We start from the raw sequence: 24,127 nt of genomic DNA, 5'->3' as shown, positions 1-24,127 counted from the left end.
TCCACAGCCGGTCAGGGCGCGTTCGCGATGGGGGGTCAGGAATGCAGAGAAAAGCATCAACGGTGGGCGATCGTTGCCGAAGGGCGGTAGAATCGGCGCTCTTTAGTTATCCACAAGTGGCCGAGCCTTGCTTATCGAGTCCCGACGTCGCGCTTACTTGACCGCCATGCAGGTGGTCAACTGGCTGCCGCGCACCGAATTGCCCTTTGCCGCACCGTCGCGGCCCGAACTGCTGCAAGCGCTGGAACCGTTCGAGCCGTTCGACGCTTCGGGCGAGGAAGCGGCGGCGCCGGTTGCGGTAGTCAAGCCTGCGGCTGAAGCGCCCGTGCGCCCATCGGAGCGGGTCAAGATCGAAGTGCCGCGCCCGTCCACGGCGCCCAAGGTCGCGGCAGTGACCGATGATGCCCCGGCGCCGGTCGCCAAGGCCCCGGTCGTACCGCCACCGCGCTTTGCCCTGCAACTGTTGCGGGCCGGGCGCTGTTTGTTGTTGGTGGAGTTGCCGACCGGCGAGCGTTTCCAGGCCCGCGACCCTGCCTATCTGCTGCTCAAGGACATGCTGCGCGCCGCCGGCCTGCCCGACAGCCCGCAGATCGTCGGCGAGCCGGTGCGCTGGCCGCTGCTGGTGCGCGGCAATATGGACCAGGGCCCGGACGCCGCGCGTGACTTCGTGCAAGGTTTTGTCTCGGCGCGCCTGGAAGATGAACCTTGTGTCTGCCTGTGGCTGATCGGCTTGCCTGCCGTGCGGTTTGCCGGTGAGGCCAATGCCGAGGCCTGGTACCGCGAGCTGCAGGTCGACGGCCTGGGCTCGGTCTGGGCCTTGCCGGGCCTGGAATTATTAATGGAAGAGCCACAGCGTAAGGCTGATGTCTGGCAAGCCATGCGCCGGCTGATGGCGCGCTGGAAAACAACCGATGAGTGAGGCTTTATCCTTCCGCCCGATGATCGAGGCTGACCTCGATGCCGTGCTGAAAATCGAATACGCGGCGTTCAGCCATCCCTGGACCCGTGGCATCTTTCTCGACGGGCTGGGCAAGTACCAGATCTGGCTGATGTTCGAAGGCGAGCAGCAGGTAGGCCACGGCGTAGTGCAGATCATCCTCGATGAAGCGCATTTGCTGAACATCACCGTCAAACCGGAAAACCAGGGCCGTGGCCTGGGCCTGGCATTGCTGGAACACCTGATGTCCCGGGCGTATGCCGCCAGCGCGCGGGAATGCTTCCTGGAAGTGCGCGACAGCAATACCGGCGCATTCCGCCTGTATGAGCGCTACGGCTTCAACGAAATCGGCCGCCGTCGCGACTACTACCCGGTCGCGGGTGGGCGCGAAGACGCAGTGGTCATGGCCTGCACCCTGGTCGACTGAAACAGCATCCCCTGTAGACAGGGCTTGTGTGGGAACGGGCTGTTTTTATCGTCACCTTCAGCCTTTTTGGCGTCGTAATTGCTCATGCTGTCGGGGTTATAGTGTGCCTATCTACCCCCGAGCGTGACCTCGACGGGTGGTCGTCTGTCATACCTGCGCATGATTCCTGAGGCTGACCTGATGAACGAACTACAAGACCTGCTTGATAACAACGAACGCTGGGCGGATGCGATCAAACAGGAAGATCCCGAATTTTTCGCCAAGCTCGCCCGCCAGCAGACCCCGGAATACCTGTGGATCGGCTGTTCGGACGCACGGGTGCCGGCCAACGAGATCGTCGGCATGTTGCCTGGCGACCTGTTTGTACACCGCAATGTGGCCAATGTGGTGTTGCACACCGACCTCAACTGCCTGTCGGTGATCCAGTACGCCGTTGATGTGCTCAAGGTCAAACATATCCTGGTCACCGGCCACTACGGCTGCGGCGGCGTGCGTGCCTCGATGCAGGACCGCCAGTTCGGCCTGATCGACGGTTGGCTGCGTTCGATCCGCGACCTGTACTACGAGAACCGCGAAGTGCTGGCCCAGTTGCCCACCGAAGAAGAACGCGTCGATCGCCTGTGTGAACTCAATGTCATCCAGCAGGTGGCCAATGTCGGTCACACCAGCATTGTGCAGAACGCCTGGCACCGTGGGCAGAGCCTGTCGATCCACGGTTGCATCTACGGGATCAAGGACGGTCGCTGGAAAAGCCTCAACGCCACCATCACCGGGTTTGAGCAACTGCCGCCGCAATACCGTCTGCGCCCAATAGAAGCCATTTAATAGCGCTTGCGCTGGCGCCACTGTTCCATGAACAACTGACCCTCGGCGTTCAAGGGCTCTTTCATGCCGGTGATCCAGCCCCGGCAGTTCCCGGCGCCGCAGCGGCATGGGAACTGCTGGTGCAGCACGTCTTCGGTGGTGGCGTAATCCATTGTCAGCAGGGTGCCGGGGCGGATGGCCTGGATCGACCATAGCTCCAGCTCGCTGATGTCGAGAAACACATTCGGATCGCACGAATGCAGGAGCAGGCCGCTGAACCACGGATCGTACAAGTGGATACGTGAAGACACTTGCAGCGTATGCAAGCGCCGCTCACCCAGGGCGTGCCCGGAGATCCTGGCGATGCGCACGCGGCTGTCGAAGGCGACCTTGGCCTTGATCCCTGTTTCGCGACCGTTCCTGGTGCGTACCACCTCGAAGTGTCGGGGCGAGGGGTAGCCGTTTTTGGCCAGCAGGGTTGCGAACGGATAAAGACAGTCACTCGCAGCAACTGGCACCTCTTCCATGACCTGGGTTTTCATAGGACTCCTTGTCGGGCTGCATCGACCTCCTGGTGGTGATATGACTGCCAGTCGTACAGCAAATGGGCACGACCCAAGGTTTACGCAAGTGGACGCCGATATCTACTGTCAAATCTGACAGTGAATGTCGGCGTTTTTTGTGTAGAGCCAATGGCGCGATTAAAGGGCGGGCGCGGCGACAGAGGCTTCTGGCATGGGGCTTTTCAGGCGCTTGAGTTGAGTCCTGACCGACGGGGTCGTGCATTTTTCCTTGGCCTGATCAGGGGATAACTCGCGAACCGAGGTGTAGAACAGTTCGCAGGTCTGCTCGTTGCGCGTTACCTGCCAGGTCTTCATGCAGCCCTTGAGCAACACATTGGGGTCGCTGGCGGGTTTCTGGCCCATCCCGGCCTGCCAGCAGGCTGCGCTCAAGTCCTGGGCCATGACTTTCAAGCCGGCCTCGTCGGCTTTCTGTTCGTCACCGTCGTAGCTGTCCGGGTTGGCGGCGTACCAGATGTAACTGGGGTGATTGGCCCCCAGTACCGCGACTTTGCTGTCTGGCACCGGGTTGATCTGCGCCAGGCCCAGGACCCCGACGGTTTGCCCGTATTGTTGCTTGATCCAACTGCGCACCGGCGCGCCAAAGGCCACCATCGGCAGTGAACCACTGGGGTGCAGGCTCAGCTCCCTGACGATACGTGTCTGGTACTCGGTGAAATACCCGTAGACACCTTCCAGGTCCTTGCCGGCCGATGAGGGCGCGGCAATCGGCGCAATATCGATGATGGTCTGGTATTCCGGGGTCTGGGTCGCGGGTATCCCGTTGGCGGTCAGTAACGTCGCCCAACGGTCGGTGGTGGCTGATTCCAGGTAGTCCTGGTAATGGGTCAGGGAATAATCCGGTGGGAAATGCATCAACTCGATGCTCTTGCGGTTTTCCAGGGCCATGCCCAGCGGCAGGAACAGGTACCAGCTAAATTGCCACTTGCCATCACGGTTCAGCCGGCTGGCGCCCTGGTAGGCCAGGTCAGCGGTGTTCAGCAGCGAGGTCAAGGATTGGCCATAGCCATCGGGTACGCCGGTAAAGTGGGCAAGCACCTTATCCTCGTTGGTCTTCACACTGACGCGGGCCCGGCTGTAGCCGTCGCGCTGCAAACTCTGGTTGAGGTAATGCTCAACCGTCTGTTCCAGGGTCCATGGGCGAAAGCAGATCACACTGCAATTGTTGGGGTAGGCGAACAATTGCGTGACCCGTTGCGCGGTGCCCAGGTCGAGCTCGACATCGGCTTGTAAGACCGTGCTCACAGTAAGTGCGACAAAGGTGAAGGACAGCCTGGTCAATTTAAACATGTGTGTTTCCTTGTCAGCTAAAGCCCGTCTGCGCGGGATGAATGCCTACCCTCACACAGTAGCGGCTGACCGGGAAAATGCGTCGGGAAATGCGGTTTTTTGCAGGAATTGATCGCCTCGCAATATCCTGAAGTGGAACATGTTGCTCTGGTTATTCGTGGATTTGCAATTAGGCTTGAGGTGGTTGCAATACTTTTGAGTATTTAACATAGGCTGCGAAGCCGGAGTGCTTGATGGCTTCCACAGCCTCTATAGAAAGTTGATGCTTTCAGATTTTGCTACAGAATTAGCCTTTAAACGTTGTAACAGGTCTGAAAAGGTTTTTGTTAGGGTTTGACTCTGCAAATATTATTCTTCCAGCCGGCTGGCCGAAAGCGGGTTTGAATTGTTTGAATTTTCTTAGCTGAGGGTTTTGCTGTTGTCTAGCATCTTGGATATTGCCAGTGTCGGCGCTGTTTTGAGGTGTGGGCATAGTAGCTGTAGGCGCGATATTCATTGGGATGACTCCAGTAACAGTTCTAAATGATTTAGTAGTGGTCTCTTAGTAAGGTTGAAGATTGTTTGTTACTACTAAGAGACACCAACCGTTAGGTGGTTTTTCAGTAATGCTGGGTTCCCACCTTGAAACATTCAGAGGGACTAAAGGCGCTCAATGTTGATGGCCGCACCCGTCACAACAACAGGTGCAGCTCCCAACGGTTAAGGCATCACCGGCGGCATGTACTTCAACGTCGTCCCCAACGCCCACAGCAAAAACAGCACCAGTGGCGTATGCACCAGCAACTGCACAAACGAAAACCCGATCAAGTCCCGCGCCTTCAAGCCCAATACCCCCAGCAACGGCAGCATATAGAACGGGTTGATCAGGTTCGGCAGGGCCTCGGCGGCGTTGTAGATCTGCACGGCCCAGCCCAGGTGATATTGCAGGTCATTGGCCACTTGCATCACATACGGTGCTTCGATGATCCACTTGCCACCGCCCGAGGGGATAAAGAACCCCAGTACCGCCGAGTACACGCCCATCAGCAGCGCATAGGTGTCGTGGGAGGCAATGGAAGTGAAAAAGGTCGAGATATGGTGGGCCAGGGTCTGGCCGTCACCGCCCTTGACCACGGTCATCAGCGCCGCGATGGAGCCGTACAGCGGGAACTGGATCAACACCCCGGTGGTGGTCGGCACTGCGCGGGTGACCGCGTCGAGGAAGCTGCGCGGGCGCCAGTGCAGCAAGGCGCCGACCATGATGAACAGGAAGTTATAGGTGTTGAGCCCCGAAATCGCGCTGATCGCAGGTTTGGTCGAGAACTCGTGGAACAGCCAGCCGGCGGCCAGCAGCGCCAGCAGGATGGTCAGCAATGGGCTGTGTTCCAGCCATTCCCCCGGGCGGCTTGGCGGTTGTGGCTTGGGCAGGTTGAATGCCGGGTCCACGCCGCAAGCCTTGGCGTCACGCGCCGAATTGGGGCCCGGCGCGGTGACATAGGCGATGATCAGCGATACCACGATCAGCGCCAGCAGCAGCACGCCCGATTGCCACAGAAAGATGGTGTCGGTGAAGGGGATGGTCCCGGTGATTGCCAGGATCGACGGCGGCAAGCTGGCCGGGTTGGCCTGCAATTGTGCAGCCGATGACGACAGCCCCAGCGCCCAGACGGCACCCAGGCCCAGGTAGGCCGCCGCGCCAGCGGCGCGATAGTCCATGCGCAAATCCGTGCGCCGGGCCAGGGCCCGCACCAGCAGCCCGCCGAACACCAGGGACAGGCCCCAGTTGAGCAGCGAGGCAACCATCGAGATCAGTGCCACCCACGCCACGGCCGAGCGGCCGTTTTTCGGGATGCGCGCCAGGCGGTCGATCAACTTCACGGCGGGCGGCGAGCTGGCGACCACATAGCCACCAATCACCACAAAGGCCATTTGCATGGTGAATGGGATCAGGCTCCAGAAACCATCGCCAAAGGCCTTGGCGGCGTCGGTCGGTGCCGCGCCCATGCCCAATGCCGCCACGGCGACAATGATCACGGCGAGGGCGGCAAACACCCAGGAGTCAGGAAACCAGCGTTCGGCAAAGTTCGAGCAACGCAGGGCAAAGCGGGCATAGCGGCTTTCTTCGATAGGATCGGCCACGTTATTTACCTCTTGTATTTATTATGGGGCGGATTGCAGGCATCTTGGCCCAAGGCCATTTATTTGGGAATGTTGTTATTTTCATGGATCAATGAGTAAAACGAATATATCCGCGGCGATTGCCAGGACCCGGCCCAGCTCATAACCTGCACGCCTTTTCGTTTGTCTGCCGAGTTTCTCCATGACTGCCAGCACTTATCCACAGGCGCAGCGTTTCTCCCGCTCCGACTACAAAACCCTGGGCCTGGCCGCCTTGGGCGGTGCCCTGGAAATCTACGACTTCATCATCTTCGTCTTTTTTGCCCTGACCCTGAGCCAGTTGTTCTTCCCTCCGGAAATGCCCGAGTGGCTGCGCCTGCTGCAGAGTTTCGGGATTTTCGTCACCGGCTACCTGGCGCGACCACTGGGCGGCATCCTGATGGCGCACTTTGCCGATCACTTGGGGCGCAAGCGGGTGTTCAGCCTGAGCATCCTGATGATGGCGTTGCCGTGCCTGCTGATCGGGATCATGCCGACCTACGCGCAAATCGGCTATTTCGCGCCACTGATCCTACTGGCACTGCGGGTGTTGCAGGGCGCGGCGGTGGGCGGTGAAGTGCCCAGCGCCTGGGTCTTCGTCGCCGAGCACGCCCCCGCCAACCATCGCGGTTATGCCTTGGGGTTCCTGCAAGCCGGGCTGACCTTCGGTTACCTGCTGGGGGCATTGACGGCGACCTTGCTGGCGCAGATGTTCACCGCTGAACAAATCCTCGACTACGCCTGGCGTTTTCCGTTTCTGTTGGGCGGCGTGTTTGGCGTGATTGGTGTCTGGCTGCGCCGTTGGCTCAGCGAAACCCCAGTATTCCTGGCCATGCAGGCACGCCGCCAGGCCGACGCCGAACTGCCGTTGCGCACGGTATTGCGCGACCATCGGCAAGCGCTGTTGCCGGCCATGCTCCTGACCTGCGTGCTGACCTCGGCGGTGGTGGTGCTGGTCGTGATCACCCCGACCATGATGCAGAAAACCTTCGGCATGAGCCCCAGCCACACCTTCGCCCTGAGCGCATTGGGCATCGTCTTCCTGAATATCGGCTGCGTGCTCGCCGGTCTGTTGGTGGATCGCATCGGCGCCTGGCGCGCGGTGCTGGTCTACAGCCTGCTGTTGCCGGTCGGTATCGCCGTGCTCTACGCCAGCCTGATCGCCGGCGGCGTGTGGCTGGGTGCGGCATATGCCGTTGCCGGGTTGAGTTGCGGGGTGGTGGGCGCAGTGCCATCGGTGATGGTCAGCCTGTTTCCGGCGCAGATCCGTGTGTCGGGGATTTCCTTTACCTACAACATTGCCTACGCGCTGTGGGCGAGCACTACACCGCTGATGCTGATTGCATTAATGCCCACCAGCCCGTGGATTTGCGTCGGGTATTGCGTGGTGATGGGCGCGGTCGGTGTGGCCAGCGCAGTGCGGTTTGCCAATCGACCTGTTTTTTAAAGCCACCGCCTTACAAGTGTGGGAGCGGGCTTGCTCGCGAAAGCGGTGGATCAGTGACATTGATGTTGGCTGGTACACCGCTTTCGCGAGCAAGCCCGCTCCCACAAGGGGCGATCGGTTAACACTTTGATGGCCGAACCATGACAATAATGAAATCCATACCGAAGGTTTCCATTTATCGCTCTATGATCAGCGCACATCCCCCCCCCCTTGAGGACATTCCATGAGCGCAGGACACAGCCACGCCACCGTACGCGCAGGCCACGAACGCAAGTTATGGCTGGCCCTGGGGCTGACCGGCAGCTTCATGATTGCCGAAGTGATCGGCGCCTTTGTCACCGGCAGCCTGGCGCTGTTGTCCGACGCCGCGCACATGATGACCGACACCCTGGCCCTGGCCATCTCCCTGGTGGCAATCCAGGTCGCCAAGCGCGCCGCTGACCGCAAACGCACCTTTGGTTATGCCCGTTTCGAGATCCTGGCGGCCGCGTTCAATGCGCTGTTGTTGTTCGTGGTGGCGTTCTACATCCTCTATGAGGCTTACCAGCGCTTGCAGGCACCGGCCGAAATCCAGTCCACCGGCATGCTGGTGATTGCCGTGCTGGGGCTGATCGTCAACCTGATTTCCATGCGCCTGCTCAGCGCCGCCAGCGATGAAAGCCTGAACGTCAAGGGTGCCTACCTGGAAGTCTGGAGCGATATGCTCGGTTCCATCGGCGTGATCCTGGCGGCGGTGGTGATCATGCTCACCGGCTGGGCCTGGGTCGACTCGGTGGTAGCCGCTGCGATTGGTTTCTGGGTGTTGCCAAGAACCTGGACGCTGCTCAAGGAAAGCATGAACGTGCTGCTGCAAGGTGTGCCGGACGGTATTGATATCGACGCGGTGGAGCAGGCTATCTGCGCTGTGCCTGGGGTCAAGGAGGTGCACGACCTGCATGTCTGGGCCCTGACCAGCGGTAAAAACGTGCTGAGCACCCATCTGGTAGCGGACCCGGCACTGGGCAGCGAACAACAGATCCTGGCCCAGGTGACAGAGTTGCTGCATGAACAATTCGATATTTCCCACGTCACCCTCCAGATCGAAGGCGAGGGTTTTCATCAGGAACCGATCGCGCACTGACCGCTATTCGCGGTCTTCCAACACATAACCAACCCCGCGCAAGGTGTGGATCAACTTGCGCTCGAAGGGGTCATCGATCTTCGCGCGCAGGCGGCGGATCGAGACCTCGACCACGTTGGTGTCGCAATCGAAGTTCATGTCCCACACAAACGAGATGATTTGCGTGCGCGACAGCACCACGCCGCTCTGGCGCATCAGCAAGTGCAGCAACGCAAACTCCTTGGTGGTCAGGTCAATGCGCTGGTTGCCGCGAAAGGCCCGGTGGCGGCCCTGGTCCAGTTCCAGGTCGCCCACCCGCAGTACGTCCGGCACGGCGGCCTCGACACTGCGGCGCATCAGGGTGCGGACCCTGGCCAGCAGTTCGGGAAATTCGAAAGGCTTGACCAGGTAGTCATCGGCGCCCAGTTCCAGGCCCTTGATCTTGTCGGCCAGGCGCCCTTGTGCGGTCAACATCATGATGCGGGTGTTGCTGGTCTGGCGGATCCGCTGCAGCACATCCCAACCGTCCATCAGTGGCAGGTTCACATCCAGAATCACCAGTTCATAGGTGTGCTGCCTGGACAGGTGCAAGCCGTCGGCACCGCTGGCCGCGCAGTCCACCACGTAGCCACTTTCGCTCAGTCCCTGATGCAAGTAATCGGCAGTTTTCAGTTCATCTTCGATAACCAGGATTCGCATGTCGAGCGCGCCTCGGGGCAGGGGAAAGTATCAGCAAGTTGCCGCGAAGGTTAAAGCAAAAGCCCGTGCCAGAGCCTTTGCTAACGGATTTGTAATGTTCTGGCCACCCCTCTGATAAGTGGCGAAAGTTACATTGCCCCTGCTTGGATTTATCCGCCAACTCATGGGTGTGGAACGCTTGCTATGCCAACGTTTTTAAGAACAATTGTGTGCTCCGTCATGGGGGTGTTGGCGATGGCCCAAGTGGCAAGCGCCAATACCCTGACCCTCGAATCGGCCCTGAAAAGTGCCTTTGCCGACAACCCGGACCTGGCCGCCGCGCAATGGGAAATCGACATCGCCCAGGGCGGTCGGCAGCAGGCCGGGCTGATCCCCAATCCGGTGGCCTCCTGGGACGCCGAAGACACCCGCCGCAGCACCCGCACCACCACCCTCAAGCTGACCCAGACCCTGGAGCTGGGCGGCAAGCGTGGGGCGCGGATTGATGTGGCTTCGCGGGCACAAGACGCGGCCGCCCAGGAGCTGGAGCAGCGCCGCAACCTGTTGCGGGCCGAGGTCATCGATGGCTTTTATGGCGCCCTGCGGGCCCAGGAACGCCTGGAGCTGGCCCAGCGTTCAGTCGCGCTGGCCGAGCGCGGGCTGGTGGTTGCCAATGGCCGAGTCACGGCGGGCAAGTCGTCGCCGGTCGAAGCCACCCGCGCGCAGGTACAGCTCTCGGAAATCCGCCTGGAGCGCAGCCGTGCCGAAATCGGCGTGACCGATGCCTATCGCCGACTGGCGGCGATCACCGGCAACGCCAATACCGATTTCCAGCGCGTCGAGGCTGGCGCTTCAGCCATTCCGGCATTGCCGTCCAGCACACAGCTGCTGGCGCGCCTGGAAAACACCGCCGAACTGCGCCTGGCTGAACTGCAAATCCAGCAGCGTGAAGCCGGGTTGGGCCTGGAAAAGGCCCAGCGGATTCCCGACCTCGACGTGTCCATCGGCAGCCAGTACGACGCCAGCGTCCGCGAGCGCGTCAACCTGGTGGGCGTGTCGATGCCGATCCCGCTGTTCAACCGCAACCAGGGCAATGTATTGGCCGCCAGCCGCCGTGCCGACCAGGCGCGCGACCTGCGCAACGCCACCGAACTGCGCCTGCGCACTGAAACCCGCCAGGCCCTGGACCTGTGGTCGACCGCAAACAGTGAAGTGCGTGCCTTCAACCAAGTGATCCTGCCCGCCGCCCAAAGTGCGGTGGACAGCGCCACCCGTGGCTTTGAGATGGGCAAGTTCAACTTCCTCGATGTGCTCGACGCCCAGCGCACCTTGATCGCAGCCCGCACCCAATACCTCGCCGCACTCGCCCAGGCCACCGACGCCTGGGTGCGCATCGAACGGATTTACGGCGACCTCGCCCGCATTTGATCTTTCAGGAGTTCCCCATGAACAAACAACAAGGCCTGGCTCTGGCCGTCGCAGTGGCCATTGCCCTTGGGGCGATGGTGTTTTGGCCGGCTACCAGCGTTGCACCCTCGGCACCGGCACCTGCAGCGAGCGTTGAAACGCCGGCGGAGGAGGAGGAAGAGGGCGCGCTGGTGCTCAATGAGCAGCAGATCCAGGCTGCTGGTATTCAACTGGCCAAGGCTCAGCCCCGGCAAATCAGCACGTTGCTGTCGTTGCCGGGCGAGGTGCGCTTCGATGAGGACCGCACCTCCCACATCGTGCCGCGTGCGGCGGGCGTGGTGGAGTCGGTCAAGGTCAACCTCGGGCAGACAGTGAAGCAGGGTGAGCTGTTGGCGGTGATCGCCAGCCAGCAGATTTCTGATCAGCGCAGTGAGTTGGCGGCCAGCGAGCGCCGGGTCGAACTGGCTCGCACCACCTTCCAGCGCGAGCGTCAGTTATGGCAGGACAAGATATCTGCCGAGCAGGATTACCTGCTGGCGCGCCAGACCCTGCAAGAAGCCGAGATCGCCCTGAACAACGCGCGGCAAAAGATGAACGCCCTGAGTGGCAGCGCGGTCCTGGCCGGCGGCAATCGCTATGAATTGCGTGCGCCGTTTGCTGGCGTGGTGGTGGAAAAGCACTTGGGCGTCGGCGAGGTGGTGAGTGAGACCAGCGCCGCCTTTACCTTGTCGGACCTGTCCCAGGTGTGGGTCACGTTTGGTGTGTTCCCCAAGGATCTGAACAAGGTCCAGGTCGGCAAACCGGTGAAGGTCAGCTCCGCGGAAATGGGCACCGACGTGATGGGCACCGTGGCCTATGTCGGCAACTTGCTGGGTGAGCAGACGCGTACCGCAACGGTGCGGGTCAGCGTGACCAACCCCGACGATTCCTGGCGCCCCGGGTTGTTCGTGGCGGTGCAGGTGGCCACGGATACTTACTCGGCGGCAGTCACCGTGCCGGTGGAGGCGATCCAGACTGTGGAAGACAAGCCGTCGCTGTTTGTGCGCACCGCCGAAGGTTTCATCACCCGCCACGTTGAGCTGGGTGTCAGTGAAAACGGCTTTGTCGAAGTGCGCCAGGGCCTGGAGGCCGGTGCACAGGTGGCGACCGTTGGCAGCTTCGTCCTCAAGTCCGAGCTGGGCAAGGCTTCGGCCGAGCACGCCCATTGATCCTGCGAGTGATTCCCCATGTTTGAACGTCTGATTCAATTTGCCATCGAGCAGCGCATCATCGTGCTGCTGGCGGTGTTGTTGATGGCCGGTGTCGGCATCGCCAGCTACCAGAAACTACCCATCGACGCAGTGCCGGATATCACAAACGTCCAGGTGCAGATCAACTCGGCGGCGGCCGGTTTTTCACCGCTGGAAACCGAACAGCGCATCACCTTTCCCATTGAAACCGCGATGGCCGGCTTGCCAGGCTTGCAGCAGACCCGTTCGCTGTCGCGTTCGGGGCTGTCCCAGGTCACGGTGATCTTCAAGGACGGCACCGACCTGTTCTTCGCCCGGCAACTGGTCAACGAACGCTTGCAGGTGGCCCGCGAGCAGTTGCCGGACGGTATTGAAACGGCGATGGGGCCGATTTCCACGGGCCTTGGGGAAATTTTCCTGTGGACCGTGGAAGCTGAAGACGGCGCACGCAAGGAAGATGGCTCGGCCTACACGCCAACGGACCTGCGGGTGATCCAGGACTGGATCATCAAGCCGCAGTTGCGCAACGTGCCCGGCGTGGCCGAGATCAATACCATTGGTGGTTTCGCCAAGGAATACCAGGTCGCCCCGGACCCCAAGCGCCTGGCGGCCTACAACCTGACCTTGAACGACCTGGTGACGGCGCTGGAGCGTAACAATGCCAACGTCGGCGCCGGTTATATCGAGCGCAGTGGCGAACAGTTGCTGATCCGTGCGCCGGGGCAAGTGGCGTCCATCGACGACATTGCCAATATCGTCATCAACACTGTCGACGGTACGCCGATCCGCGTGCGCAATGTGGCCCAGGTCGATATCGGCCGTGAGTTGCGCACCGGCGCGGCCACCGAAAATGGCCGTGAAGTGGTGCTCGGCACGGTGTTTATGTTGATCGGCGAAAACAGCCGCACCGTGTCCCAGGCCGTGGCGAAAAAACTCGAAGAGATCAACCGCTCCCTGCCTGAGGGCGTGGTGGCGGTCACGGTTTACGACCGCACTAACCTTGTAGAAAAAGCCATCGCCACCGTGAAGAAAAACCTCTTCGAAGGTGCGCTGCTGGTGATCGTGATTCTGTTCCTGTTCCTGGGCAATATCCGCGCGGCGCTGATCACCGCGATGGTGATCCCGCTGGCGATGTTGTTCACCTTTACCGGGATGTTCACCAACAAAGTCAGCGCCAACCTGATGAGCCTTGGCGCGCTGGATTTCGGGATTATCGTCGATGGCGCGGTGGTGATCGTGGAGAACTCCATCCGTCGCCTGGCCCATGCCCAGCACCGCCATGGTCGTCTGCTGACGCGCAGCGAACGCCTGCACGAAGTGTTCGCCGCCGCCAAGGAAGCGCGTCGTGCGCTGATCTTCGGGCAGTTGATCATCATGGTGGTGTACCTGCCGATCTTTGCCCTGACCGGGGTGGCCGGGAAGATGTTCCACCCGATGGCCTTCACCGTGGTGGTGGCATTGCTCGGTGCGATGATTCTGTCGGTGACCTTCGTCCCGGCGGCCATTGCGCTGTTCGTTACCGGCAAGGTCAAGGAAGAAGAAAACTGGGTAATGCGCACCGCACGCCGGGGCTATGCGCCGGTGCTGGATTGGGTGATGGCGCACCGTAGCTGGGCGTTCGGCCTGGCGCTGTTGACCATTGTGGTGTCTGGTGCAGTGGCCAGCCGCATGGGCAGCGAGTTTATCCCCAGCCTCAGCGAAGGTGACTTTGCCCAGCAAGCCATGCGTGTGCCGGGCACCAGCCTGACGCAGTCGGTACAGATGCAGCAGCAACTGGAAAAAACCTTGATGGCCCAGGTGCCGGAGATCCAGCGGGTATTTGCCCGGACCGGCACCGCGGAAATTGCTTCCGACCCGATGCCACCGAATATTTCCGACAGCTACCTGATGCTCAAGCCCAAGGACCAATGGCCTGATCCGAAGAAGTCCCGGGAAACCCTGATCGCCGAGATCCAACGGGCCAGTGCGATTGTGCCGGGCAGTCAGTACGAGCTGTCGCAACCGATCCAGTTGCGTTTCAACGAGCTGATTTCCGGGGTGCGCAGTGACGTGGCGGTGAAGGTGTTTGGCGATGATCGGGATGTTCTGAACAAGACCGCCGGGGAGATTGCCGAGACCTTGCAGAAGCTCAATGGCGCTTCGGAAGTGAAGGTGGAACAGACTTCTGGCCTGCCAGTGCTGACCATCAATATCGACCGTGACAAGGCGGCGCGGTTTGGCCTGAATGTAGGCGATGTGCAAGACACCATCGCCGTCGCCGTGGGCGGGCGCAAGGCCGGCATGTTGTACGAAGGTGATCGGCGTTTCGACATGGTGGTGCGTTTATCGGAAACCCTGCGTACCGATATCGAAGGCTTGTCGCGGCTATTGATCCCGATCCCGGCGCTGGCCGGCAACACCTCGGGCCAACTGGGTTTTATTGCCTTGTCGCAAGTCGCCAGCCTGGACCTGGTCCTGGGGCCGAACCAGATCAGCCGCGAAAACGGCAAGCGCCTGGTGATTGTCAGCGCCAACGTGCGCGGGCGTGATATCGGCTCGTTCGTCGCGCAAGCGCAAAGTGCGTTGGAGCAGCAGGTGAAGATCCCCGCCGGCTACTGGACCACCTGGGGTGGCCAGTTCGAGCAACTCAAGGAGGCATCCGAGCGCCTGCGGGTGGTGGTGCCGGTGGCATTGCTGCTGGTGTTCGGATTGCTGTTCATGATGTTCAACAACCTCAAGGACGGGCTGCTGGTATTCACCGGGATCCCCTTCGCGTTGACCGGTGGGATCATGGCGCTGTGGTTGCGCGATATACCGTTGTCGATTTCCGCTGGGGTGGGGTTCATTGCACTGTCGGGGGTGGCGGTACTGAACGGCCTGGTGATGATTGCCTTCATCCGCAACCTGCGTGAGGAAGGGCGCTCGTTGTCGGTGGCGATCAACGAAGGGGCGTTGACGCGCTTGCGTCCGGTGCTGATGACGGCGTTGGTCGCCTCCCTGGGCTTTATCCCCATGGCCCTGGCCACCGGCACCGGCGCCGAAGTGCAGCGGCCGCTGGCGACGGTGGTGATTGGCGGGATTATTTCTTCGACGTTGCTGACGTTGCTGGTGCTGCCGGCGTTGTATCAGTGGGCTCATCGCCGCGACGAGGAGCCCGTGTAGGCTGGGGATGGTGGCCGAAAGAACACTGCAACTATTATTCGCGGGCAAGCCCATGGGCAAATATCAACCTGAACAAGGTAGCGCCCCCTGGCACGCTACTGACATCAGCCTGCCCCTGGTGCAAGGTCATGATCGAACGCACGATTGCCAGTCCCAACCCGGTGCCACCCTCGGTGCGGGCGCGGCTGTTGTCGGCACGGTAGAAACGTTCGAACAGGTGGGGCAGGTGTTGCGCCTCAATCCCCACGCCAGGGTTGCTCACCGACAGCGAGGCCCCCTTGGCGTGAGGTTCGATCAGCAGCGAAATGCACGAGCCGTCCGGGCTGTGGCGAATGGCGTTGGACAGCAGGTTGGAAATGGCCCGTTGGATCATCAGCCGGTCTCCCTGGACACAGGCATCGCCGGACAGGCTCAAGGTCAACTGTTTGTCTTCGGCACTCAGGGCAAACAGTTCCATGACCCGGTGGGCCTCATCGGCCAGGCTCACGGCGTCAAACGACGCCCGCGCCGCCGGATGGCTGACCTGGGCGAGAAACAGCATGTCGGCGACGATCCGCGCCAGGCGGTCCAGCTCTTCGGTGCTCGATTCCAGCGCCGATTTGTAGTCTTCAGGCGCCCGGGCACGGGACAGTGTGACCTGGGCCTTGCCCATCAGGTTGGTCAGGGGCGCACGCAGTTCATGGGCCAGGTCGTCGGAGAATTGCGACAACTGCTGCACACCGGCATCCAGGCGATCGAGCATGAAGTTGATGCCCTGGGCCAGTTCACTGAGTTCCCTGGGCAGGTTCTCGACGGTCAGGCGATGGGTCAGGTCCTGGGTCGTGACTTTGCCGGCGACGCGGCTGAATTGCTGCAACGGTGCCAGCCCACGCTGCACCAGCCACCAGGCGCCCATACCGATCAGAATCAACAGCAGCGGCAGTGCGATCACCGTGGAGCGCAGGTAGGCACTGAGCAACGCTTGATCGTCGGAGCGGTTCAGGGACAGCAGCACCCGCACATTATCCCCGCTGCTCAAGCGCATCCGGCTCGACGCGCTGAGGATCTGATTGCCGTGCCCATCGATCCAATTGAGAAAACTCAACTGTTCGCGCGCTGCAAAGTTGAGCAACAACGGTTCCTGAGGCTTTGCACCAACACTCAGCAGCACGGTGTCGGCGGGCGCGGGGCCGATGATGCTCAGGTAGAAATTGTCGTGGCCCATCACCAGGTCCAGCAAGGAATGGGGGCGAGCACTGATGTCTCGGGGGTTGAGGTCCTGGAGCAGGCTGTGTTGGATCTGTTCCATCTTGCTTTCCAGGCCCTTGCGCGCGAGGTTTTCCAGCTCATGGGTGAGGGTCAGGTACGCCAGGGTTGCCAGCAGCACCACCAGGCCTGCGCCCATCAGGCTGACGGTGAGCCCCAGGCGCATGGATAAACTGCCGGTTCTCATGGGCGTTCTTCCAGTACGTAACCCACGCCACGAATGGTGTGGATCAATTTGACCTCGCTCTGGTCATCGACCTTGGCCCGCAGCCGGCTGATCGACACCTCCACCACATTGGTGTCGCAGTCGAAGTTCATGTCCCAGACCAGCGAGATAATCTGCGTGCGGGTCAGCACTTCACCGCTCTGGCGCATCAAAACCTGCAACAGCGCGAACTCCTTGGTGGTCAGGTCAATGCGTCGCGTGCCCCGGTACGCACGATGGCGACGCGGGTCCAGCTCCAGGTCCGAGACGCGGAAAACTTCCGGCAACGCGATGGGTTCACTGCGCCGCAGCAACGTGCGTACCCGGGCCAGCAATTCGGGAAACTCGAAGGGTTTGACCAGGTAATCATCGGCGCCCATGTCCAGGCCCTTGATCTTGTCGGCCAAGCGGCCGCGGGCGGTGAGCATCATTACGCGCAAGGTGGTGTCGCGGCGCAGTTGTTCCAGCACTTGCCAGCCGTCCTTGCCAGGCAGGTTGACATCAAGGATCACCAATTCGTAATGGTGTTGCCCGGCCAGGTGCAGACCGTCGATGCCGCTGGCGGCACGATCGACGACATAGCCGCTTTCACTCAAGCCTTGATGCAAGTAGTCGGCAGTTTTTGGCTCGTCCTCAACCACAAGGATACGCATGCAGATTGACCTCTTACTGATAAGCGAATAGGAGAATGGAGCTACGCGGGAGAAGGGCTGTAGTCCTGAATGTAGGAAAATTCTGAGCCTTGAAGCTACTTCAGGGTCAAGGCGCATCCCGAGCAATCGCGCTGTTTGGGCGCCAGTGCGACAATTGGTCGCCAGGGGCGGGGGGGGATTGCATCGAGCGGGCAAAAAAAAGCGCCCGTAAGGGCGCTAAAAATTCATCTCCTTCCAAAGGAGCTCCACAAAAAAAGCTTCAAGAGATGAATGTGCTCGGTGTGCGCCGCTCAGATGGCCTCTGGGGCCGGTGTATCCGAGGGCGCTGGCGTTTGCTCGGCCACGGCTTCGCTGCCATGGATCTGTTGCTGTTGCTGGCGAAACTCGGCCAGGAACTGGCGTGAACGATCACTGCCGTCGTCGGCCAGTGCCGCGGTGGAGGCTGTGCTGAGTAAAACGGTGAATAAAATAGGCAGTGGCTTCATAAACTTTCTCCGCAAAGGACCTTTGCCGTTAGTTGCAAAAAATCGCCTCGGCCGGTCGATGCAGGCAGTATATAAAGTTCAACTTAACGAGAACGTGAGGCGCATATTACAGTTCTGACAGGCTGCAAATTGTGAAGAAGTGCTAGTCAACGGCAAGTGAATGTAAGCACTTGCCGTTGAGTGTGATCAGAGGATGGCCAGCGGATATTCCATGATCAGCCGGAATTCTTCCAGGTCCGACTCAAAGGCACTTGAGCGCACCGTCGCCTGGCGAATGCGTACAGACAGATCTTTCAACGTACCGCCCTGGAACACGTACTTGGCCTCGATATCGCGCTCCCAGCGGCGTTGGTCGGTGAGCGGGTCACCCAAGGCGTCGCGGCGCATATACACCGAGTTGGCGTTGCTGTAGTCGGCGCCCGTGCCCTTGCCGTAGCGGGTCATGAACGACAGGCCCGGGATGCCCAGGGTCTGCATGTCCAGGTCATAACGCAGGGCCCAGGAGCGCTCCTTGGGCGAGTTGAAGTCGCTGTACTGGATCGAGTTGTCGAGGAAAATCGAGTCCGACTGACGCAGGTAATCGAAGTCATTGTTGCCGTTGTTGCGCTGATGCGACAGGGCCAGTTGGTGCGCGCCGACCTTCACCCCAAGCTTGGCACTCCAGATATTGTTGTTGAGTTCACCCAGCAGTTTCTTGCCTTCATCCTGGGCGTTGTAGTAATTGAAGCCGCCAAACACCGACACCTCTTCTGTCAGTGGATAATTGGCCGCCGTGCCGAAATAGTACTGGTCCCAGGCGTCCTTCAAGCGGCTGCTGTAAAGGCTCAGGCTCACGTTTGGGTTCAGTTGATAGTCGCCCCCGAAGTAACCGACCCACGGCGAATTCACATTGCCGGCATAAAACGTCGCGAAGCCGTCACGCAGGCTGCTGTTGGTGGGCTGGCTCATGGCATGCAAGCGTCCACCTTGCAGGCTCAAGCCCTCTAGGCTGGTGTTTTCCACGGTGACACCGCGAAAGCTTTCCGGCAGCAGGCGTGAGTCACCGTAGTGCACCACCGGGGTTTTCGGGAACACATCACCGACCCTGACCACGGTATCGAACAGGCGCATTTTCACCGCGCCGCCGAGCTTGCTGTAGTCGTCTTCGGGGCGGTTGTCGCTGTCTACCGGCAACATGCCGAAGGAGCCCTTGCCGCCGCTGCGCCCCGTGCCGGAGTCGAGCTTGAGGCCGTACATGGCGAAGGCATCCAGGCCAAACCCCACGGTGCCCTGGGTGAAGCCAGACTCGAACTTGCCGATCAGGCCCTGGGCCCAGGCTTCCGAGTAGCCGTTGCCAGTCGGGCTGGATTGGCCCTTGCGGTCATCACGGTTGAAGTAAAAGTTGCGGGCCAGCACGTTCAACGTACTGCCCTCGATAAACCCTTCGGGCTTGTCTTCCACCGCCATGCTCGCCAGCGGCGTAGCGCCAGCCAGTGCGGCGATGATGGAAAGGGAAAGTGTGTGCTTAGTGCGCATGTATCGCTCCTCAGTGTTGGCAGCTATTAGCTTTTTTAGTCGCCTGGGGCGTTCTTATTGGATGGGCGCCCGAAACCCAGGAGGCCCGGCTTATAGTTGCAAACGCGAGATAACGCAGAGGTGTCACGCACATTACAATTTAGCCAGTTATAGAGAACCTGACGGATACGTAATCTGCGCGTGAACCTTCTGACAGGGTGCGTTAGTTACTCTTGGCTCTGAATTTTCAACGATGAAATCAGACGAGAGAGACTCTTATGAAACGTTTGACCTTGGCTTTGGGCGTGATGGTTTTTTCGCTCTCCATGGGGGCAATGGCTGAAGTCGGCGGCGATCGCGAGATTGCTCAATTGATGCAGCAGAACCAGCAAGCCATGAGCCGGTACGCCGCCAAGCAGGGCAAGCCGGCGCCCCAGGTGCGGGCTTACGAATATGGCATGAAGCTGGATATCGCCAAGGTGGTCAGCGTCACGCCGCCGATTCGTGCCTGCAAGGTCGTGCCTTCGCGCATGACCTATGAAGACTCCAGCGGCACTATCAAGACCCTTGAGTATCAGGTCATGGGCTTGTGCCGTAACAACGGCAGTTGAGGGGTTGAAAAAATAGTTGAGCCTGGGGCTCAAGTACTCTTCAGAAAACGCCAGCAGCGCCGATGGTTAGACAATCCATTCATATCTGCCCTCCGGTGCCGCCCATGTTCAATACCCGCTTGAAGCAGGAGCTGTCCGCTCTTCGCGAAGAACTGTCCAGCCTGCAGCAGGTCAAGGAAAGCCTGGAGAGCGAGATGCTGGCCTTGAGCCTGGACCCAGAGGGCCGTATCGAGTCGGTCAACCAGAACTTCCTCGACGAAATGGTCTACAGGTCCGGCGACTTGCTGGGGCACGCTATTCATCAGTTTGTACCGGAGCATGTGAAACGCGATGAGTTCCAGCAACGCTTCAACAACGCCCTGAGTCGTGGCGAGCACTTTGCCGGCACCGTGCGCTTGCTGCGTGGCAACGGCAAGGAGGCGTGGTTGCGTTCCATCGTGCAGCCGGTGCGTGGTGCGGATGGACGCATCATGCGTTTCTCGGTGTACTCCAGCGACTTGACCCGTACCATCGAAGCCTCCCGCGAGCACGAAAACCTGATCGCCGCATTGGTGCGTTCCACCGCCGTGATCGAGTTCGACCTCAATGGCAATGTGCTTGCCGCCAACGACCGTTTCCTGCAGGGCATGGGTTACAACCTGGCGCAGATCAAGGGCAAGCATCACCGCATATTCTGTGAACCACAGGATTACAACAGCGCCGAATACCAGGCGTTCTGGAAGCGTTTGAACAGTGGGGAATTTGTCGCCGGGCGCTTCAAACGCATCGACGCACATGGCCGCGAGGTCTGGCTGGAGGCGTCTTATAACCCGGTGTTGGATGCCAACGAGCGGCTGTACAAAGTGGTCAAGTTCGCCACGGTGATCACCGACCAGGTCAATCAGGAGCGCGCGGTGGCCGAGGCCGCCAACATTGCCTACAGCACCTCATTGCACACTGACAGCAGCGCCCAGCGCGGTACCGCTGTGGTCACCCAGGCGGTGGAAGTGATGCGCGACCTGGCCAAGCACATGGAGCAGGCCGGCGAGGGCATCGAGGCACTCAATGCGCAGTCCCAGGTGATTGGCAGTATCGTCAAGACCATCAGCGGGATTGCCGAGCAGACCAACCTGCTGGCGCTGAACGCAGCCATTGAAGCGGCCCGTGCCGGCGAACAGGGGCGGGGGTTTGCCGTGGTGGCCGATGAAGTACGCCAGCTGGCGTCGCGGACCAGCAAAGCCACTGAAGAAATCGTCGGCGTCGTGCGCCAGAACCAGGACATGGCCCGCGATGCCGTGGCACTGATGACCGATGGCCGGCTGCAGGCCGAGCAGGGCCTGTCCCTGGCGGCAGAAGCGGGCACGGTGATTGTCGAGATTCAGGACGGTGCGCAGAAAGTGGTGAGTGCGGTTGGTCAGTTTGCCAATCAGTTGTCCACCTAGACACCTGACTCAAGGCCGGCAAGGTCAAAGGTAAGAGCATCAGGGGGCGTGGATCTCAAAGAGCAACAGATCGGACCATTGCCCGTCGAGCAGGAACGCCTTGCGTGAATGACCATACTGGGTAAAGCCGCTGCGCTGCAACACCCGCAGCGAGCCGGGGTTCTCTGGGCGCACGGTGGCCTCGATGCGCTTGAGGGCGTGCTCGCCAAAGGCTTTCTCCAGGCCCAGCGCCACGGCTTGCCGGGCCAGGCCGCGCCCGGTGAACTCGGCACCCATGCGATAACCCAGGGAGGCCGAGTGATAGTAGCGACGGCGCACCTGGGTAAAGTTGATCCGCCCGACCAGCACGCCGTTTTCGCGGATCAGGTACTGGTAGGCGCGGTCTTCGCTGGCCTCCAGCAGTGCGCTCTCGATGGCACGTTGTACCCCTTCGACGCTGTAGTACGCCTCGGGCCGGGCATTGATCCAGCTTTCGAAAAATGTCCGATTGGCCAGCTCGAACGCCAGCAGTTCGTTCACGTCATCCCACTGTGGGGGCGTCAATGTCAGGTTCATCCCTGGAAACCTCGCGATGGCAGTAGCGCAGGGGTTCTTCTTCTCACATTCGGGCGGCAGGATTCAAGCGCCGGCTACCATTGCGCCTGCGCCAATGCCAGGGGCGAGGCTCAGCATTTCTGTAGGAGCGAGCTTGCTCGCGAAGAACTCAAATGCACCGCGTTTATCCTGGATAAACACGGCGTTCTCAGGTTCTTCGCGAGCAAGCTCGCTCCTACAGTTTAACGGCCGAGCATCTTCACCCAGCGCGACGGCGGGATGCCGAAGGTGCTGCGAAACTGCCGGGTCATGTGGCTCTGGTCGGTGAAACCGGCGATCAGCGCGGCATCCACCAATGACTGGCCCTGACCCAGCAGGTTGCGCACAAGATCCAGGCGGCGCATGGTCAGGTAGCGATAGGGACTGGTGCCGAACAGCAGGCGGAAATCCCGCGACAGGGCCCAGCGATCCCGCCCGCAGTGCGCGGCCATTTCATCCAGGGTGATGCTGCGCCCCAAGGCGCTGTGGATAAATTCACGGGCGCGTTCGGCGGCCTGGTAATCAAAGGTCTTGCGACAGACGCTGATGCCCGAGGCATTGTTCAGGGCATGGGCCAGGTCGAACAGCGCGTCCTGCTCCTGCATCGGGTCCAGCGGGCAGTCGAGTTGCTGCACAAAGGCCTGGCAGGCCCGGTGTAGCCATGGGTCGTTGGACAGCCCATTGTGGATAAACGGCAACGGCTTGCCGCCGAGAATCTGCTGGATCAGCGCCGGCTCCACATAAATCATCCGGTACTTGAAGCCTTCCTCACTGCCGGCCCAGCCGTCGTGGACCTCGTCCGGATGGATCACCATGGTCGTTCCCGGCAGGCTGTGGGTCTGGCTGCCGCGATAATGAAAGCTCTGCACGCCGAACAGGGTGTGGCCAATGGCGTAGGTGTCGTGGCGGTGAGGGTCGAAGCCAAACCCGGAAAAATACGCCTCGATCCGCTCCAGGCCGCTGGCATGGGGCGCCCGGTGCAGCCAGTCGATGTTCGCGGTGAGTTTGCCCATGGGATGTTTTTCGAAAGATGTCGGATGGAGTTACGTTAACTGAGTCTGGGGCGGCTGTCTGCCGGGGTCTTGTACGATTGTGCGTGGTTGCAAAGGTGGCTAATGGCTGACGGCTCATGGTAATAAACCTTACTTTTACAGTGAGGCCGGGTCATGAGTCAGTTGCGGGTAGGTATTATTTTTGGTGGGCGTTCGGCCGAGCATGAGGTGTCGTTGCAGTCGGCACGCAACATCGTCGACGCCCTTGACCGCACGCGTTTTGAGCCGGTGTTGATCGGTATCGACAAGGCCGGCCACTGGCACCTGAACGACACCTCGAACTTCCTGCTCAACCAGGAAAACCCGGCGCTGATCGCTCTCAACCAGTCCAACCGCGAACTGGCGGTGGTGCCGGGCAAGGTCAGCCGGCAACTGGTGGAAACCTCGGGCCAGAGTCTGCTGGAGCACGTTGATGTGATCTTCCCCATCGTCCACGGCACCCTCGGCGAAGACGGTTGCCTGCAAGGTTTGCTGCGCATGGCGGACTTGCCGTTCGTGGGTTCCGACGTGCTGGGTTCGGCGGTGTGCATGGACAAGGACATCAGCAAACGCCTGCTGCGCGATGCCGGTATTGCCGTGGCGCCCTTTATCACCCTCAACCGTGGCAATGCGGCGCGCACCACCTTCGACCAGGCGCGGCAAAAGCTGGGTTTGCCATTGTTCGTCAAACCGGCCAACCAAGGCTCCTCAGTGGGCGTGAGCAAGGTGGCTGACGAAACCGAGTATCTGGCCGCCATTGAACTGGCCCTGGGTTTCGATGAAAAAGTGTTGGTGGAGTCTGCCGTCAAAGGCCGGGAAATCGAATGCGCAGTGCTGGGCAACGAGCGTCCCATCGCCAGCGGCTGTGGCGAGATCGTGGTGCGTGACGGCTTCTATTCCTACGACAGCAAATACATCGACGACCAGGCCGCGCAAGTGCTGGTGCCTGCCGATATCCGTGTCGAAGACAGCGAGCGCATTCGCGCCCTGGCCGTTGAGGCCTTTGAAGTGCTGGGCTGCGCAGGCCTGGCGCGGGTCGATGTGTTTCTTTGCGAGGACGGTGAAGTCTTGATCAACGAGGTCAACTCATTGCCCGGTTTTACCCGCATCAGCATGTATCCCAAGTTGTGGCAGGCGGCGGGGATGAGCTACAGCGAGCTGGTCAGCCGCCTGATCGAACTGGCGCTGGAGCGGCATGGGCTGCGCAAGGGCTTGAAGATCAGCCGCTAAGCC

Annotated in this window: 22 protein-coding genes and 1 pseudogene; 12 read left to right on the top strand and 11 right to left on the bottom strand. The window is 60.5% G+C overall.

The features are described from left to right. Positions 1-166: 166 nt before the first annotated feature. The 3 genes from KL786_RS21665 (at position 167) to can (ending at position 2,189) form a co-directional block, all read left to right on the top strand. Complete coding sequence (locus tag KL786_RS21665) at positions 167-919, top strand: flagellar biosynthesis protein FlhF (RefSeq protein WP_215518944.1); 753 nt, start codon at positions 167-169, stop codon at positions 917-919. Further along, complete coding sequence (gene rimI / locus KL786_RS21660) at positions 912-1,364, top strand: ribosomal protein S18-alanine N-acetyltransferase (RefSeq protein WP_032859866.1); 453 nt, start codon at positions 912-914, stop codon at positions 1,362-1,364. The genes KL786_RS21665 and rimI overlap by 8 nt, the downstream gene beginning before the upstream one ends. Before the next feature lie 180 nt (positions 1,365-1,544). After that, complete coding sequence (gene can / locus KL786_RS21655; RefSeq protein WP_029295821.1) at positions 1,545-2,189, top strand: carbonate dehydratase; 645 nt, start codon at positions 1,545-1,547, stop codon at positions 2,187-2,189. Here the strand turns inward: can and KL786_RS21650 are convergent. From KL786_RS21650 to KL786_RS21635, 4 genes are all read right to left on the bottom strand, one after another. Further along, on the bottom strand, positions 2,186-2,710 hold the full coding sequence (locus KL786_RS21650) for an SET domain-containing protein (protein WP_215518938.1): 525 nt from the start codon (positions 2,708-2,710) through the stop codon (positions 2,186-2,188). The two genes, can and KL786_RS21650, sit on opposite strands and share 4 nt — an antisense overlap. Positions 2,711-2,869: 159 nt before the next feature. After that, entirely contained in the window at positions 2,870-4,039 is a 1,170-nt protein-coding gene (locus KL786_RS21645; protein WP_215518937.1) for a hypothetical protein, read from the bottom strand. Positions 4,040-4,325: 286 nt separating this feature from the next. Continuing rightward, on the bottom strand, positions 4,326-4,535 hold the full coding sequence (locus KL786_RS21640) for a hypothetical protein (protein WP_215518936.1): 210 nt from the start codon (positions 4,533-4,535) through the stop codon (positions 4,326-4,328). Positions 4,536-4,738: 203 nt separating this feature from the next. Continuing rightward, entirely contained in the window at positions 4,739-6,157 is a 1,419-nt protein-coding gene (locus tag KL786_RS21635; protein ID WP_032859871.1) for a short-chain fatty acid transporter, read from the bottom strand. A gap of 181 nt (positions 6,158-6,338) precedes the next feature. Between KL786_RS21635 and KL786_RS21630 the strand changes: the two genes are divergently transcribed. Together KL786_RS21630 and KL786_RS21625 are read left to right on the top strand one after the other, a co-directional pair. After that, positions 6,339-7,622, top strand: a complete 1,284-nt coding sequence (locus KL786_RS21630) for an MFS transporter (protein ID WP_215518935.1) — start codon at positions 6,339-6,341, stop codon at positions 7,620-7,622. Between the two features lie 223 nt (positions 7,623-7,845). Continuing rightward, entirely contained in the window at positions 7,846-8,742 is an 897-nt protein-coding gene (locus KL786_RS21625) for a cation diffusion facilitator family transporter (RefSeq protein ID WP_215518934.1), read from the top strand. 3 nt (positions 8,743-8,745) lie between these two features. Here the strand turns inward: KL786_RS21625 and KL786_RS21620 are convergent, their stop codons facing one another. Next, complete coding sequence (locus KL786_RS21620) at positions 8,746-9,420, bottom strand: heavy metal response regulator transcription factor (RefSeq protein WP_032859875.1); 675 nt, start codon at positions 9,418-9,420, stop codon at positions 8,746-8,748. A gap of 183 nt (positions 9,421-9,603) precedes the next feature. On the opposite strand from KL786_RS21620, the gene KL786_RS21615 reads away from it, so the two are divergent. Genes KL786_RS21615 through KL786_RS21605 form a run of 3 tightly spaced genes read left to right on the top strand, consistent with a single transcriptional unit; the run spans position 9,604 to position 15,176 of the window. After that, the gene (locus KL786_RS21615; protein ID WP_215518933.1) at positions 9,604-10,827 is read left to right on the top strand and encodes a TolC family protein; all 1,224 of its coding nucleotides are present in this window, start codon (positions 9,604-9,606) and stop codon (positions 10,825-10,827) included. A gap of 17 nt (positions 10,828-10,844) precedes the next feature. Next, positions 10,845-12,014 carry an efflux RND transporter periplasmic adaptor subunit gene (locus KL786_RS21610; protein WP_215518932.1) on the top strand — a complete coding sequence of 390 codons (1,170 nt, stop codon included), beginning with the start codon at positions 10,845-10,847 and terminating at the stop codon, positions 12,012-12,014. Between the two features lie 18 nt (positions 12,015-12,032). Next, the gene (locus tag KL786_RS21605; RefSeq protein ID WP_215518931.1) at positions 12,033-15,176 is read left to right on the top strand and encodes a CusA/CzcA family heavy metal efflux RND transporter; all 3,144 of its coding nucleotides are present in this window, start codon (positions 12,033-12,035) and stop codon (positions 15,174-15,176) included. Between the two features lie 34 nt (positions 15,177-15,210). Here KL786_RS21605 and KL786_RS21600 read toward each other — a convergent pair whose 3' ends face one another. The 4 genes from KL786_RS21600 to KL786_RS21585 all read right to left on the bottom strand — a co-directional run bounded on the left by KL786_RS21600 (position 15,211) and on the right by KL786_RS21585 (position 19,279). Beyond that, entirely contained in the window at positions 15,211-16,608 is a 1,398-nt protein-coding gene (locus tag KL786_RS21600; protein WP_215518930.1) for a heavy metal sensor histidine kinase, read from the bottom strand. After that, positions 16,605-17,279 (bottom strand): heavy metal response regulator transcription factor, encoded by a 675-nt coding sequence (locus KL786_RS21595; protein ID WP_215518929.1) that lies wholly within the window; start codon positions 17,277-17,279, stop codon positions 16,605-16,607. The genes KL786_RS21600 and KL786_RS21595 overlap by 4 nt, the downstream gene beginning before the upstream one ends. A gap of 290 nt (positions 17,280-17,569) precedes the next feature. Next, complete coding sequence (locus tag KL786_RS21590; protein ID WP_215518928.1) at positions 17,570-17,764, bottom strand: DUF2790 domain-containing protein; 195 nt, start codon at positions 17,762-17,764, stop codon at positions 17,570-17,572. A 186-nt stretch (positions 17,765-17,950) separates the two neighbouring features. Next, positions 17,951-19,279: an OprD family porin gene (locus KL786_RS21585; protein WP_215518927.1), complete on the bottom strand. Its 1,329-nt coding sequence runs from the start codon at positions 19,277-19,279 to the stop codon at positions 17,951-17,953. Positions 19,280-19,536: 257 nt separating this feature from the next. Here KL786_RS21585 and KL786_RS21580 point away from each other — a divergent pair, with 257 nt between their 5' ends. The 3 genes and pseudogenes from KL786_RS21580 to KL786_RS30150 all read left to right on the top strand — a co-directional run bounded on the left by KL786_RS21580 (position 19,537) and on the right by KL786_RS30150 (position 21,290). Next, positions 19,537-19,869: a DUF2790 domain-containing protein gene (locus KL786_RS21580; RefSeq protein WP_215518926.1), complete on the top strand. Its 333-nt coding sequence runs from the start codon at positions 19,537-19,539 to the stop codon at positions 19,867-19,869. A gap of 62 nt (positions 19,870-19,931) precedes the next feature. Beyond that, a pseudogene (locus KL786_RS30155) lies at positions 19,932-20,750 on the top strand (PAS domain-containing protein); the annotation flags it as partial. A 108-nt stretch (positions 20,751-20,858) separates the two neighbouring features. After that, positions 20,859-21,290: a methyl-accepting chemotaxis protein gene (locus KL786_RS30150; protein WP_373347773.1), complete on the top strand. Its 432-nt coding sequence runs from the start codon at positions 20,859-20,861 to the stop codon at positions 21,288-21,290. A gap of 39 nt (positions 21,291-21,329) precedes the next feature. Here the strand turns inward: KL786_RS30150 and KL786_RS21570 are convergent, their stop codons facing one another. Next, on the bottom strand, positions 21,330-21,845 hold the full coding sequence (locus tag KL786_RS21570; protein ID WP_215518924.1) for a GNAT family N-acetyltransferase: 516 nt from the start codon (positions 21,843-21,845) through the stop codon (positions 21,330-21,332). Between the two features lie 221 nt (positions 21,846-22,066). Continuing rightward, positions 22,067-22,876, bottom strand: coding sequence for an AraC family transcriptional regulator (locus tag KL786_RS21565; RefSeq protein ID WP_032859894.1), 810 nt, complete (start codon positions 22,874-22,876; stop codon positions 22,067-22,069). 153 nt (positions 22,877-23,029) lie between these two features. On the opposite strand from KL786_RS21565, the gene ddlA reads away from it, so the two are divergent. Further along, complete coding sequence (ddlA, locus tag KL786_RS21560; RefSeq protein WP_215518923.1) at positions 23,030-24,124, top strand: D-alanine--D-alanine ligase; 1,095 nt, start codon at positions 23,030-23,032, stop codon at positions 24,122-24,124. Positions 24,125-24,127: the final 3 nt, after the last annotated feature.

Source organism: Pseudomonas sp. TAE6080, assembly GCF_018732265.1.
Taxonomy (GTDB): Bacteria; Pseudomonadota; Gammaproteobacteria; order Pseudomonadales; family Pseudomonadaceae; genus Aquipseudomonas; species Aquipseudomonas brenneri.
Note: the sequence above shows the minus strand (reverse complement) of the source record. Positions and strands in the feature narration are given on the sequence as shown.